The following is a 13,361-nucleotide window of genomic DNA, read 5'->3' as shown; positions in this document are numbered from 1 at the left end:
GCACAATCTCACAGCGAATCCGGCCAGACTTGCCAGCATCTCCAAACCCCTGCCCTATGACAGGGGTTTTTTATTATGCCAGGAGAGATCACAGCAGCTGACGCCGATCAATCTCGGTGCGGAGAAAATCCAGGAAGCAGCCGATACGCGAAGAGAGCGTGGTGTTACGGTAATAGACCGCATGCACCGGCAACCGCAGCTCGCGGGTTTCAGCGGGGAGAACCGGCACCAGCCGTCCTGTCGCGCAATCTTCCCGGCTGACAAAGTCGGAGAGGCGTGCGATCCCCTGTCCTGCCAGCGCCAGCTGCCGGATGGTTTCGCCGCTGGAGGCAGAGATTGTGGGCTTAATGCGCATGAAATCGCCATCAGGCTGCAGGACCGGCCAGACGTTGAGGGATTCAGGATGGCTGAAGCCGATGATTTGATGCTGCGCGAGATCGGCCACGCTCTGCGGGGTGCCCGCTTTCGCCAGATAGGCCGGACTGGCCATCAGCCGGATCGCACTGCTGCCAAGCATCCGGGCGCGTAGCGTAGAGTCGCGCAGTTCGCCGATGCGAATGGCAATGTCCGTTTGCTGCTCCAGCAGATCGATCAGGATATCGTCGGTATTTAGTTCAAGCTGGATCAGGGGATAGCGGGCGCGGAAATCGTCCACCAGCGGCACAATTACATGCAGCATAAAAGGGGTGGCGGCGTTTACCCGCAGCCGTCCTGACGGCATCTCGCGCCGCAGGGCTATCTGCTCTTCGGCCTGCTCAACCGAGGCCAGGATCTGGCGCGCATGCTCCAGAAAAACCTGTCCCTCTTCGGTCAGCGCCAGCCGTCGGGTGGTGCGATGCAGCAGGGTGGTCTGCAGCTTACTCTCCAGCCGGGACAACGCCCGGCTGATGCCCGAACTGGTCTGCGCCAGCTGGGATGCTGCCGCGGTAATGGAACCGCTGTCCACCACCGCCACCCAGGCGCGTAGCTCTTCCAGGGTAATTTTCACAAGGGTTACTGTCTCTGCTCTGAATCTGCCGGGTTCTCTGGGAATGTGCTGGCTGAAGCACAAAGAGAACAGGACGCTTTCGCGTCCTGTTTTTTTACACTTCGATATCGGCCTTGTCGCCTTTTTCCTGCAACCAGTTACGCCGGTCTTCGGAACGTTTCTTCGCCAGCAGCATATCCATCATACGCAGCGTCTGATCGATATCCTCTTCACTGATGGTCAGTTGTACCAGACGGCGGGTATTCGGATCCAGCGTCGTTTCGCGCAGCTGCAAAGGGTTCATCTCGCCCAGTCCTTTAAAGCGCTGAACGTTAGGTTTACCTTTTTTGCGTTTCAGCTGCTCAAGCACGCCCTCTTTCTCATCTTCATCCAGCGCGTAGTAGACCTCTTTACCGAGATCGATACGGTAGAGCGGCGGCATGGCAACGTAGACGTGTCCGTTTCTGACCAGTGAACGGAAATGTTTCACGAACAGGGCACACAGCAGCGTGGCGATGTGCAGACCATCGGAGTCCGCATCCGCCAGAATGCAGATCTTGCCGTAGCGCAGCTGTGAAAGATCTTCGCTGTCGGGATCGATGCCGATCGCCACGGAAATATCATGCACTTCCTGCGACGCCAGCACCTCATCGGAAGAGACTTCCCAGGTGTTCAGGATCTTGCCCTTAAGCGGCATGATCGCCTGATATTCACGATCGCGCGCCTGCTTGGCCGAGCCGCCTGCCGAGTCCCCTTCGACCAGGAACAGTTCTGTTTTATTCAGATCCTGCGCGGTGCAGTCCGCCAGTTTGCCCGGCAGAGCCGGACCGCTGGTGAGCTTTTTACGCACCACTTTTTTGGCTGCCCGCATACGTCGCTGGGCGCTGGAGATCGCCAGCTCAGCCAGCTGCTCTGCGATCTGGATATTCTGGTTCAGCCACAGGCTGAAGGCATCTTTTACCACGCCAGAGACAAAGGCTGCGCACTGACGTGAAGAGAGGCGCTCTTTGGTCTGCCCGGCGAACTGCGGATCCTGCATTTTTACCGACAGCACATAGGCGCAGCGATCCCAGATATCTTCAGCGGAGAGCTTCACGCCACGCGGCAGAATGTTGCGGTATTCGCAGAACTCGCGCATCGCATCCAGCAGCCCCTGACGCAGGCCGTTGACGTGAGTCCCGCCCTGCATGGTCGGGATCAGGTTAACGTAGCTTTCAGTTAACAGTTCACCGCCTTCCGGCAGCCACAACAGCGCCCAGTCAACCGCTTCCACATCGCCAGCAAAGCTGCCGACAAACGGTTTTTCCGGCAGCGTCGGTAAGCCATTCACCGCTTCGCACAGGTAGTCAGTCAGGCCATCTTCGTAGCACCAGGTCTGTTCGGTATTGTTCAGCTTGTCTTTAAAGACAATCTCAACGCCAGGACAGAGCACCGCTTTGGCTTTCAGCAGATGTGATAAGCGTGACACCGAAAAACGTGGGCTGTCGAAAAAGCTTTCATCGGGCCAGAAATGGACGCGCGTGCCGGTGTTGCGTTTAGCCACCGTGCCGGTGACCGTGAGATCCTGGACTTTGTCGCCATTCTCAAACGCCATGTCATAGATTTCACCATTACGGCGCACCGTGACTTCGACGCGTTTTGACAGGGCGTTCACCACCGAGATGCCAACGCCGTGCAGGCCGCCCGAGAACTGATAGTTTTTATTGGAGAACTTGCCGCCCGCGTGCAGACGACACAGGATCAGCTCGACGGCAGGCACGCCCTCTTCCGGGTGAATATCCACCGGCATGCCACGACCATCATCAATAACTTCCAGCGACTGGTCAGCGTGCAGAATCACTTCAACCCGCTTCGCGTGGCCGCCCAGCGCCTCATCGACGCTGTTATCAATCACTTCCTGACCCAAATGGTTGGGCCGCGTCGTATCGGTGTACATCCCCGGGCGACGGCGAACAGGCTCAAGGCCAGTCAGGACCTCAATGGCATCCGCGTTATAGTTAGATTGACTCATCGTAAATGTCTGATTAGAAGGGTGAAATGGGGTGCGATTTCCGCATTACTCAGGGATGATTCAGACCGAGAAAGTCCAGAATCTGCGGGAAATGGCGCTCGAATCCAGTAAATGCATGATTTCCGCCCTCTTCTACCGTGTGACGGCACGCGCTGTAATAGTCGAGCGCCTGACGGTAATCGAGAACTTCATCGCCGGTCTGTTGCAGCAGCCAGAGTAAATCGGGCGCTTCCAGCGGTTCAATCTGCATTACTTTCAGATCGTAAATGTGGCGTGACTCTAACACATATTGCTGGCCGGTGTAGGGATTCTGATTTTCGCCCAGGAAATCCGCCAGCAGCTCAAAAGGCCGTACCGCGGGATTGACGACCACAGCAGGCAGCATAAAGCATTGCGACAGCCAGGTGGCGTAATAACCGCCCAGCGAAGAGCCCACCAGCCCCAGCGTTTCGCCGCTGCGGCTCAGTACCAGATCTTCCAGCATTGCGGCGGCATCGGCCGGAAACGTCGGCAGCTGGGGCACGATCATTTCGATCTCCGGATGCTGCGCCTCTAACCATTGCCGGAACTGCGTCGCCTTTGCCGACTGCGGCGAGCTGTTAAAACCGTGCAGATAGAGTAATGCCGCCACGCGTCAGTATCCTTCTGAGTCTAAATCGGGACGAAAAGCGTCGGTGTCGAGCCGGTTAACCTCGGTCTCAAGGCCGCCATCCGGATACAGCGTGAACCAGCGCCAGCCTGGTGCCACGGTGTCAATCGTAAAGCTGGTGCAGTGCGGTTTGAACTGAACGCAGGTTGAAGGGGTGGCCAGCACACGACGACCGTGCCACTCAAGGTCCAGCTCCTGGTGAATATGACCACAGACCAGCGTCCGGGCTAACGGGTAATGCTGTAACACGGCATCGAGCTGATGTGAGTTGCGCAGGCTGTGCTGATCGAGCCAGGTACAGCCAGAGGCCAGCGGATGGTGGTGCAGCAGGACCAGCGTATGACGTTGCGGATAGCGGGCCAGCGCGTTATCGAGCCACTCCAGCTGATAATCGCTCAGCATGCCGTGCGGCACACCTGAGACCTGGCTGTCCAGCAACACAATCTGCCACTGCTCACCCACCAGCACCTGCTTGTGGGCATTGATATGAGCGGCTGCCAGCGTGTCGAACATCGCGGGCTGAAAATCGTGATTACCGGGCAGCCAGACGCAGGGCCGGGGCAAACGTGAGATGCCCTCAGCAAAATGCTGATAGGCTTCGATAGAGTGATCCTGGGCGAGATCGCCGGTGGCGATAATCAGGTCGTAGTCACGATGTTGCGCAATAATCGCATCCAGCACCGCTTTATAGCTCGACCAGGTGTTCACCCCAAGCAGCGATTCATGTTTTCCCGCGAACAGGTGGGTATCCGTGATTTGCAAAATCCTGATTTCGGAACCGTTCGCTGCAGGAAGAGTTAGCAGGCTATCCAAAGCGTTTCCTTCGTCTCCACGCCATTTACTGCATTATACGCATCAGCAGACCGGAACTGCCATCGCACCATGTGCAAGGCAGTAGCGCAGCCAGTCTGCGAGAAACTGGTTTATCTGATGTTTTTCATCGCGCTGGTGCAATTTTTTATTAGGATAATCATAGCGCGCTTTGAAACGATAGATCTGTTGAGTTGAACACACTTCGGCGACCATCGCATCGTGATAGAGCCTTACCGACATCGAGGGCAGACTCCAGTAACTCACGGCAGGCGCGACCTGGCGGATCTCCACCAGCGTGGTGTAGCGTGTCGACTCCTGAATCGTCAGCTGATAACGGGCGCCACTCACCTGATAGATCACCGATTCTCCCGCCTCATCGTTACGCGGCAGCAGGCGGCGTAACTGGGCGAAATTGGTTTCGCAGAGCCGCATCATTTCGGGAAAGTCAGGGGTATAGCGCTGTTTCATTTTTGTATCCACTCTTCGCGTAGTTTCTCATGGTGCAACGCCAGCCATTGCAGGGCGATGACAGACGCCGCATTGTCAATTATCCCCTCTTCCACCCAGCGGTAAGCCTGTTCGCGGCTCACCACATGGACAAGAATATCCTCATTCTCTTCCTCCAGACCATGGCATCCCTCTGCCTGGCTGGCATCCACTTCCCCAATCAGCACCGACAGACGTTCGCTGGTGCCGCCAGGGCTGGCCAAATAGCTAAGCATGGGCTTAATCCGGCCGACCTCTAATCCTGCTTCTTCAACGGCTTCACGGCGCACGACCTGCTCAACAGATTCACCGGGCTCAATAATGCCGGCGACCATCTCCAGCAGCCAGGGCGAAATACTGCTGTCATAAGCCGGGATGCGGATCTGTTCAATCAGCACCACTTCATCGCGTAAGGGATCATAAGGTAGCAGCACAGCGGCATGTCCGCGCTCAAAAACTTCGCGCTGTACTTCTCCACTCATTTCGCCGTTAAACTGGCGGTGGCGGAAGCGATAACGTACGACGGAAAAAAAACCATCATAGACGGTTTCGCGTGCAATAATTTCTACATCGTTTTTTGTGAAAGTCACAGGGGATTTTTTTTCTTCCGGCATCATCGGGTTCCTTATGCAGATTGAGGTGGAGCGAAAAAAGCCTGTAACCGTGCTCCATGTAAGTGGTTCTTTCTGAATTATTTACGTAAATTAGGGGGAGAAGGCACGTTCAGCCAACTTATCTCACAGTTGCCCTCTGCTAGAATCGGCGATAATTTTTTGGCTTACCCGGCAGCGCACCCACTGCAATTTGCTGCAACAAAAGGAATGCAAATGAAAAAACTGCTCCCATTTTTTATTGGGCTGAGCCTGGGCGGTTTCAGCTTCGCCAGCCAGGCCGAAGACCTGCTTCAGGTTTATCAACAAGCACGTCTGAGCAACCCGGATCTGCGCAGCGCCGCTGCCGATCGCGATTCTGCCTTTGAGAAAATCAACGAAGCGCGTAGCCCATTATTACCCCAGCTCGGCCTGGGTGCAGACTACACCTATAACGGCGGCTATCGCGACAGTAGCGGTCTCCATTCCAACACGACCAGCGGCTCGCTGCAATTAACCCAGACTATTTTCGACATGTCGAAATGGCGCGCGCTGACCCTGCAGGAAAAAGCTGCCGGTATCCAGGATGTGACCTATCAGGTGGCGCAGCAGGATCTGATTCTGAACACCGCGACCGCCTACTTCAACGTGCTGAAAGCGATTGATACCCTTTCTTACACCGAAGCGCAGAAACAGTCGATCTATCGCGAACTGGATCAAACCACTCAACGCTTTAACGTTGGACTGGTTGCCATCACTGACGTACAGAACGCCCGTGCGCAATATGACAGCGTGCTGGCTAACGAAGTGACCGCGCGTAATAACCTCGATAACAACGTGGAAACGCTGCGTCAGATTACCGGCATGGACTACATGTCGCTGGCTTCGCTGAGCATTGATCGCTTCAGAACCGATAAGCCCGAGCCGGTCAGCGCGCTGCTTAAGCAGGCGGAAAGCCGTAACCTTTCGCTGCTCTCTGCGCGTCTGAACCAGGATTTAGCCCGTGAGCAGATCCGTCAGATGGAAGCGGGTCATATGCCCACTATTGGTCTGACAGCCTCTACCGGCATGTCGAACAGCAAATATGGCGGCAGCCGTGCGAACCAGAGCCAGGGCTCTACTGACTCCATTAGCGGTACTAACCAGGTGGGTCTGAGCTTCTCACTGCCACTCTATAGCGGCGGCAGCGTCACCTCTCAGGTGAAACAGGCACAGTACAGCTTCGTCAGCGCCAGTGAATCGCTGGAAAGCGCGCACCGCTCTGCGGTTCAGACAGTCCGCTCATCGTTTAACAACGTGAATGCTTCTATCAGCAGCATCAACGCTTATAAACAGGCCGTGGTCTCTGCGCAAAGCTCTCTGGATGCGTCAGAAGCGGGCTATCAGGTTGGTACGCGTACTATCGTTGATGTGCTGGATGCAACCACCGTGCTCTACAACGCTAAGCAGCAGCTCTCCGATGCGCGCTATAGCTATCTGATTAACCAGCTGAATATCAGCTATGCGCTGGGTACGCTCAATGAGCAGAGCCTGCAGAAACTGAACAGCCAGCTGGGTAAAGAGATCCCGACGTCACCGGAAACGGTAGCACCGGAAAATGCACAGCAGACCGCGCGCGTGGATAGCGGTCCGGCAGCAACCGGCTCTTCTGAGGCAGCACGTCCTGCGGCTCGCCACAGCAGCGGTAATCCTTTCGGTAATTAATGAGCGGACGGGCTGCTTTGCGGCCCGTCTCTCTGTTGAACGTATAACTAAGTAAAGATCCCTGTTGTATCAGGCCTCCAGCTTCAATTTTACCCCCCATCCCCTATTCTATGCGCTACCTTTGGGCACAGGATAATCATAATGAAACGCACAAAATCTATTCGCTATGCCGCTTTTCGCAAAAGCTGGCAGGCACGCCATTTAACGCCCGTTGCTATCGCCGTTTCGGCGGTATTTATGCTGGCTGGCTGTGAACAGAACGACGAAACAGTTTCGATGTACCAGAACGCTGATGACTGTTCAAAAGCCAATCCGGGCCAGAGTGCGCAATGTACTACCGCATTCAATGAAGCCAAAAAAGAGGCGGAACGCACCGCGCCTAAATATGCCACGCGTGAAGATTGTGTCGCTGAATTTGGTGAAAACCAGTGTCAGCAGACACCGGCTCAGGCGGGCGTGGGCACCACTAATGCCGAATCGCAGCAGAGTGGCGGCAGCTTCTGGATGCCACTGATGGCAGGTTACATGATGGGTCGCATGATGGGCGGTGGTTCGGGCTTTGCACAGCAACCGCTCTTCTCACCGAAAAATGCCCGCAGCCCGGCCAATGGTCAGTTTGTTGATGCATCAGGCCGTAATTATGGTGCAGCAACATCCGGCAAAAGCATGACCGTGCCGAAAACGGCGCTGGCACCAAAACCGGCTACCACCTCCACCATTACCCGTGGTGGCTTTGGTGAAACCGTCGCGAAGCAGAACAGCATGCAGCGTAGCAGCGCCAGCGGCACTTCCAGCCGCTCAATGGGAGGCTAACGCCCCGATGGAACGCATTGCCATTTCAGAGCGCCCAGGCTGGCGCGAAAAAGCCACCGAGTTCGGTTTTCGTTTTCACACCATGCATGGTGAACCCTACTGGTGTGAAGATGCTTATTACCAGTTCACGCTGGCGCAAATCGAGCATCTGGAAGATGTGACCGCTGAATTACATCAAATGTGCCTGCAGGTGGTTGAAAAAGTGGTTAACAGCGAAGCGCTGCTGACTAAATTCCGCATCCCCAAACACACCTGGGACTTCGTGCGCGATTCATGGCATCAGCGTCAGCCTTCGCTTTACTCTCGTCTGGATCTCGCCTGGGATGGCAAAGGCGATGTAAAGCTGCTGGAGAACAATGCCGATACGCCGACCTCGCTGTATGAAGCGGCATTTTTCCAGTGGCTGTGGCTGGAGGACCAGCTCAACGCCGGTCAGCTCCCCGCAGGCAGCGATCAGTTTAATAGCCTGCAGGAAAAGCTGATTGAACGCTTTGCCGCGTTACATCAGCAGCACGGCTTCAACTGGCTGCACTTCGCCTGCTGCCGTGATACCGACGAAGATCGCGGCACCGTGCAATATCTTCAGGATTGCGCCACCGAAGCGGGACTGCCGAGTGAGTTTCTCTACATGGATGAAATTGGACTGGGCGAAAAAGGGGAATTTACCGACGCCCAGGATCAGGTGATTAGCAACCTGTTCAAGCTCTATCCGTGGGAATTCATGCTGCGTGAGATGTTCTCCACCAAGCTGGGCGATGCTGGCGTGCGCTGGCTGGAACCGGCCTGGAAAAGCATTATCTCGAATAAAGCCTTGCTGCCGTTGCTGTGGGAGATGTTCCCGAATCACCCTAACCTGCTGCCCGCCTGGTTCGCGGAAGATGACGTGCCGCACATGGACAAATATGTGGTGAAACCGCTGTTTTCACGTGAAGGTGCCAACATCCGCATCGTTGAAAATGGTCAGGAGATCGCCCGCGTCGATGGACCCTATGGCGAAGAGGGAATGATCGTCCAGCAGTTCCATCCGCTGCCTAAGTTTGGCGACAGCTATACGCTGATCGGCAGCTGGCTGATTGACGATCAACCGGCCGGTATCGGCCTGCGGGAAGATCGCGACCTGATCACGCAGGATCTTTCCCGTTTCTATCCGCACGCTTTTATCGGTTAATGCACCGCGATAATCTCCGTTTGGTTTAGCGGTTAGACCGAGCCTGCGCAAAGAACACGGTCAGATCGGAAAGACGCAAAAGCCGTCATCCATGACACGCTCGGCCCGCGCCGTCCCTGGCGCGGGACGCTTTCCTCTTCTGACCGTGTTCCCTGCACAATAAGCTCTTCTATGGCTGTCAGCTTCGCCCTAACCTACCTGAACCGACAACATGCTGATCGCCCCCATCTCCATGCCATCAACCGGAATGCTGATGGCGTCATCCGGCTGACGTGCGCCAAGTACATAGAGCAGCGGCAGATAGTGCTCAGGTGTCGGATTAGAAAGCGCCGCACCAGGATGATCCATAAAGTTAACCAGCGGATGAGAAGCAGCATCGCTCTGCACCGCCAGGTTATCGCGCACGAACTGTTCAAAACTGCTGGCCCATGGATAAACTTCGCTGTTGCCATCCCAGCGCACTTTACGCAGGTTATGTACCACGTTGCCGCTGGCGACAATCATCACACCCTGATCGCGCAGTGCAGCCAGTTTCTGGCCCATCTCAAAGTGCCATGCCGCGGGTTTGGTGCCATCAATGCTTAGCTGCACCACCGGAATATCGGCATCCGGATACATCTTGATCAGCACACCCCAGGAACCATGATCCAGTCCCCACTTGTGATCCAGCGTCACCGCAACGGGCGCTAACTGCTCCACCAGCTGCTGCGCCAGTTCAGGCGATCCCGGTGCCGGATAGCGCGTATCAAACAGCGCCTGCGGAAAGCCACCAAAATCATGAATGGTCTCAGGCTGTGCCATTGCCGTCACGGCGGTGCCACGCGTATACCAGTGCGCCGAAACCGCAATAATCGCGCGTGGACGTGGCAGAGTATCGCCCAGGTGACGCCATGCGGCGGTATAGCGATTCTCTTCAAGGGCATTCATCGGGCTGCCGTGACCCAAAAACAGCGCTGGCATTCGTAACTGGCTCATGTGATCCCCGGGATCGAGTATTTGATAGCCATTAAGATACGCGCATCCGCTGCTTTATCACGCGGATAACCATGATGGTGATCATCAGGAAATTTGAATGAAATTTTACGTGGCGGGTTTAACAGCGCTTTCGGCATGAAGGAGAGAGGAGAAGTCAGCGGTCAGGCCGCGCCATCCCGGGCGTCAGGAAGAAAAACAGGCCCGGGAGGGGCCTGTTTATCGCGGCAGCCAGATTAGCTGGCGTGGCGTGTTTCGTGCGCGCGACGCCAGGCGATCAGATCTTCGATGGTCACCACCGGCATGTTGTGCTGACGGGCGAACGCAATCGCTTCTGGCGCATGGGCCATGGTGCCATCATCGTTGGTCAGTTCGCACAGCACACCTGCGGGCTTAAAGCCGGCCAGGGTGACTAAATCAATAGTCGCTTCGGTATGCCCGCCACGGGTTAATACGCCGCCTTCACTGGCACGCAGCGGGAAGACGTGACCAGGGCGATGCAGATCGGTGGGTCTGGCATTGTCGGCAATGGCGGCGCGGATGGTGGTGATACGATCCTGCGCGGAGACGCCCGTAGTGACGCCTTCTGCGGCCTCAATGGTCACAGTGAAGCCAGTGCCGAAAGAGCTGGTATTGTTTTCCACCATCATTGGCAGATCGAGCTGCTGGCGACGCGCTTCGGTCAGGCAAAGGCAGACGATGCCGCTGCCGTGACGGATAGTCAGTGCCATCTGTTCAACGGTCATGGTTTCTGCGGCGAAGATCATGTCGCCTTCGTTTTCGCGATTTTCATCGTCGAGTACCATCACACCGCGTCCCTCACGCAGGGCGGCGATAGCACGTTCTACACGCTGTTCAGGCGTGCCAAATTCAGAAAGTAGCGTCTGATTCATGGTAATAAAAACCTTAAAATGTATGGGTTACCAGAATCAGGGCGTGCTTAGGAGTGACGTCAAAAAGACGTGGCAATAACGTGAAGCAGACACAATTGTCCGACAGATGTCGTTACCCTCTCCCATCCGGACTGTAACCGTCGGCCCCGGAATTACACCGGATCTGCTGACCTTTACCTCTCTTTTCATCAAGATAAAGCGCTCGCGGGCTTTCAGCCGAAGCTGATTTACCGCCGGTGGGGAATTGCGCCCCGCCCTGAGAATAAGCACTTTAACTATAACGCCGATCGTTTGAGGCGGCAATCATCAATAGCGCAATTGCTTTTGCATTTCCTGCGTTACCGATTTGAGGTTTATCCTTTTCATTTCTGGCATTACACTTAACACTTATTACGTTGGTAAACACGCTGACACAGCTCCCCGTAACCAGGAAATCATCATGATCGACACGAAAAAAATTGAACAACTTGCCCGTCAGGTTCACGAAGCGATGCCTAAAGGTGTTCGTGAGTTTGGTGATGATGTCGAAAAGAAAATTCGTCAGGTTCTTCAGGCGCAGCTGACCCGGATGGATCTGGTCAACCGTGAGGAGTTTGATGTGCAGACGCAGGTATTACTGCGTACACGTGAGAAGCTGGCGGCGCTGGAGCAGCGTCTGGCACAGCTGGAAAGTCAGGGTTCATCAGCCGGTACGCCGCCGACGGCAACCGCACCGGTAACGCCTGTTGCTGCGACCACACCATCAGCCGCCGTAGCGACCTCACCCGCAGCCTCGCCGTCACCGGTTGCGGACGTGGTGAAACCCGTCGCGGACAACAAGCCAGAATAAGCCTTTAAGCGGGAGCCCGGCTCCCGCTTACGCCGCGCTTTAGCTGCCGCGGATGGTTTTGATAATGTTGGTAGTAGAGATACCATCTTCGAAGTTCAGCACCTGAACGTCGCCGCCATTTGCCCACACTTCTTTGCTGCCCGCGATATCTTCCGGCTTATAATCTCCCCCTTTGACCAGCAGGTCAGGGAGAATGCCCGCAATCAGCCGCTGCGGCGTATCCTCTTCAAAGACCACCACCCAGTCGACCGCTTCCAGCGCGCCCAGCACGATCATCCGGTTTTCCTGTGGGTTCACCGGACGGCTTTCGCCTTTCAGACGTTTAGTCGACGCATCGCTGTTCACCGCGACAATCAGTCGATCGCCGAGCTTGCGGGCATTTGCCAGATAGGAGACATGACCGGCATGCAGAATGTCGAACACGCCGTTGGTCATTACCACTTTTTCGCCACGGCGGCGGGCCATCTCCACGGCGGCTTTTAACTGCGCTTCGGTCATGATGCCGAACCCCTGTTCCGGGCGGGCATGAATCGCATTTTCCAGCTCAACGGTGCTGACGGTAGACGTACCCAGTTTACCCACCACCACACCCGCAGCCGCGTTGGCCAGGAAACAGGCTTCTTCCAGCGAATCACCGGCCGCTAATGCCGCCGCCAGCACGCCAATCACCGTATCGCCGGCACCGGTCACGTCATAGACTTCCTGTGCCTGGGTGGGCAGATGCAGAGGCGCTTTGCCCGGCTGCAGCAGCGTCATGCCATTTTCTGAACGGGTCACCAGCAGCGCGGAGAGGTCAAAATCGGCGATCAGCTGGGTGCCACGCGCCACAATTTCCTCTTCGTTTTTGCATTTGCCGACCACGGCTTCAAATTCAGAGAGGTTCGGCGTCAGCAGCGTCGCGCCACGGTAGCGCGCAAAATCGGTGCCTTTCGGATCGATTAATACCGGTACGCCCGCTTCGCGCGCCAGAGTAATCATGGTCTGCACGCTGGAGAGCGCGCCTTTGGCGTAATCAGACAGCACCAGCGCACCCGCGGCGGCCAGTGAATCACGCATTTTCTGGTGAATCGGCTCCGGATCGACCTGATCAAAGCCCTCTTCAAAATCGAGACGGATCAGCTGCTGATTACGGGAAAGCACGCGCAGTTTGGTAATGGTCGGATGGCTTTTGACCGCCACGAAGTCACAATGCACGTTGACGTCTTTCAGCGTGTTACTCAACACTCGCGCCGCATCATCTTCGCCAGTCAGGCCAATCAGGCGCGACGCGGCACCGAGTGCTGCAATGTTCATCGCCACGTTTGCCGCGCCGCCAGGGCGCTCTTCAACCGTGTCCACTTTCACCACCGGAACCGGCGCTTCAGGGGAGATACGGCTGGTTGGGCCATACCAGTAACGATCCAACATTACATCGCCAACAACCAGCACTGAGGCTTGGCCGAACGCGGGCAGAGTCACTTTCATTC

13 protein-coding genes and 1 riboswitch are annotated in these 13,361 nt (G+C 56.0%); of the genes, 4 read left to right on the top strand and 9 right to left on the bottom strand.

Going from position 1 to position 13,361, the window contains the following annotated elements:
* Positions 1-88: 88 nt before the first annotated feature.
* The 6 genes from ACR8BN_RS03365 to nudF form a co-directional block, all read right to left on the bottom strand.
* Complete coding sequence (locus ACR8BN_RS03365) at positions 89-988, bottom strand: LysR substrate-binding domain-containing protein (protein WP_191939033.1); 900 nt, start codon at positions 986-988, stop codon at positions 89-91.
* Between the two features lie 94 nt (positions 989-1,082).
* A complete protein-coding gene (gene parE / locus ACR8BN_RS03360; RefSeq protein WP_010249031.1) occupies positions 1,083-2,978 on the bottom strand; it encodes a DNA topoisomerase IV subunit B in 1,896 nt (631 codons plus the stop codon).
* A 49-nt stretch (positions 2,979-3,027) separates the two neighbouring features.
* Positions 3,028-3,609 (bottom strand): esterase YqiA, encoded by a 582-nt coding sequence (gene yqiA, locus ACR8BN_RS03355; RefSeq protein ID WP_010249032.1) that lies wholly within the window; start codon positions 3,607-3,609, stop codon positions 3,028-3,030.
* A gap of 3 nt (positions 3,610-3,612) precedes the next feature.
* The gene (gene cpdA, locus ACR8BN_RS03350; protein ID WP_022623882.1) at positions 3,613-4,440 is read right to left on the bottom strand and encodes a 3',5'-cyclic-AMP phosphodiesterase; all 828 of its coding nucleotides are present in this window, start codon (positions 4,438-4,440) and stop codon (positions 3,613-3,615) included.
* Positions 4,441-4,482: 42 nt separating this feature from the next.
* On the bottom strand, positions 4,483-4,908 hold the full coding sequence (locus tag ACR8BN_RS03345; RefSeq protein ID WP_008925735.1) for a DUF1249 family protein: 426 nt from the start codon (positions 4,906-4,908) through the stop codon (positions 4,483-4,485).
* Positions 4,905-5,540, bottom strand: a complete 636-nt coding sequence (gene nudF / locus ACR8BN_RS03340; protein ID WP_434747567.1) for an ADP-ribose diphosphatase — start codon at positions 5,538-5,540, stop codon at positions 4,905-4,907. The genes ACR8BN_RS03345 and nudF overlap by 4 nt, the downstream gene beginning before the upstream one ends.
* Before the next feature lie 213 nt (positions 5,541-5,753).
* Here nudF and tolC point away from each other — a divergent pair, with 213 nt between their 5' ends.
* The 3 genes from tolC to ACR8BN_RS03325 all read left to right on the top strand — a co-directional run bounded on the left by tolC (position 5,754) and on the right by ACR8BN_RS03325 (position 9,201).
* Entirely contained in the window at positions 5,754-7,220 is a 1,467-nt protein-coding gene (tolC, locus tag ACR8BN_RS03335) for an outer membrane channel protein TolC (protein ID WP_039390667.1), read from the top strand.
* A gap of 141 nt (positions 7,221-7,361) precedes the next feature.
* Positions 7,362-8,033: a DUF1190 family protein gene (locus tag ACR8BN_RS03330; protein ID WP_010249037.1), complete on the top strand. Its 672-nt coding sequence runs from the start codon at positions 7,362-7,364 to the stop codon at positions 8,031-8,033.
* 7 nt (positions 8,034-8,040) lie between these two features.
* Positions 8,041-9,201 (top strand): glutathionylspermidine synthase family protein, encoded by a 1,161-nt coding sequence (locus ACR8BN_RS03325; protein ID WP_039390665.1) that lies wholly within the window; start codon positions 8,041-8,043, stop codon positions 9,199-9,201.
* Between the two features lie 189 nt (positions 9,202-9,390).
* Here ACR8BN_RS03325 and ygiD read toward each other — a convergent pair whose 3' ends face one another.
* Positions 9,391-10,176 (bottom strand): 4,5-DOPA dioxygenase extradiol, encoded by a 786-nt coding sequence (ygiD, locus tag ACR8BN_RS03320; protein WP_031590876.1) that lies wholly within the window; start codon positions 10,174-10,176, stop codon positions 9,391-9,393.
* A 233-nt stretch (positions 10,177-10,409) separates the two neighbouring features.
* On the bottom strand, positions 10,410-11,066 hold the full coding sequence (gene ribB, locus ACR8BN_RS03315) for a 3,4-dihydroxy-2-butanone-4-phosphate synthase (RefSeq protein ID WP_031590879.1): 657 nt from the start codon (positions 11,064-11,066) through the stop codon (positions 10,410-10,412).
* Positions 11,067-11,176: 110 nt separating this feature from the next.
* A riboswitch (FMN riboswitch) is annotated at positions 11,177-11,334 on the bottom strand.
* Positions 11,335-11,505: 171 nt separating this feature from the next.
* Between ribB and ubiK the strand changes: the two genes are divergently transcribed.
* A complete protein-coding gene (gene ubiK / locus ACR8BN_RS03310) occupies positions 11,506-11,895 on the top strand; it encodes a ubiquinone biosynthesis accessory factor UbiK (protein WP_033772624.1) in 390 nt (129 codons plus the stop codon).
* A gap of 39 nt (positions 11,896-11,934) precedes the next feature.
* Here the strand turns inward: ubiK and hldE are convergent, their stop codons facing one another.
* Positions 11,935-13,359, bottom strand: a complete 1,425-nt coding sequence (gene hldE / locus ACR8BN_RS03305; protein WP_010249049.1) for a bifunctional D-glycero-beta-D-manno-heptose-7-phosphate kinase/D-glycero-beta-D-manno-heptose 1-phosphate adenylyltransferase HldE — start codon at positions 13,357-13,359, stop codon at positions 11,935-11,937.
* Positions 13,360-13,361 lie beyond the last annotated feature (2 nt).

This window comes from Pantoea sp. Lu_F5_004 (assembly GCF_051136245.1).
GTDB classification, from domain to species: Bacteria; Pseudomonadota; Gammaproteobacteria; order Enterobacterales; family Enterobacteriaceae; genus Pantoea; species Pantoea agglomerans.
Note: the sequence above shows the minus strand (reverse complement) of the source record. Positions and strands in the feature narration are given on the sequence as shown.

Coding starts and splice junctions, on each gene's coding strand:
- parE (WP_010249031.1), bottom strand. CDS start 2,978: ATGAGTCAATCTAACTATAACGCGGATGCCATTGAGGTCCTGACTGGC.
- ACR8BN_RS03345 (WP_008925735.1), bottom strand. CDS start 4,908: ATGAAACAGCGCTATACCCCTGACTTTCCCGAAATGATGCGGCTCTGC.
- nudF (WP_434747567.1), bottom strand. CDS start 5,540: ATGCCGGAAGAAAAAAAATCCCCTGTGACTTTCACAAAAAACGATGTA.
- tolC (WP_039390667.1), top strand. CDS start 5,754: ATGAAAAAACTGCTCCCATTTTTTATTGGGCTGAGCCTGGGCGGTTTC.
- ACR8BN_RS03330 (WP_010249037.1), top strand. CDS start 7,362: ATGAAACGCACAAAATCTATTCGCTATGCCGCTTTTCGCAAAAGCTGG.
- ACR8BN_RS03325 (WP_039390665.1), top strand. CDS start 8,041: ATGGAACGCATTGCCATTTCAGAGCGCCCAGGCTGGCGCGAAAAAGCC.
- ygiD (WP_031590876.1), bottom strand. CDS start 10,176: ATGAGCCAGTTACGAATGCCAGCGCTGTTTTTGGGTCACGGCAGCCCG.
- ribB (WP_031590879.1), bottom strand. CDS start 11,066: ATGAATCAGACGCTACTTTCTGAATTTGGCACGCCTGAACAGCGTGTA.
- ubiK (WP_033772624.1), top strand. CDS start 11,506: ATGATCGACACGAAAAAAATTGAACAACTTGCCCGTCAGGTTCACGAA.
- hldE (WP_010249049.1), bottom strand. CDS start 13,359: ATGAAAGTGACTCTGCCCGCGTTCGGCCAAGCCTCAGTGCTGGTTGTT.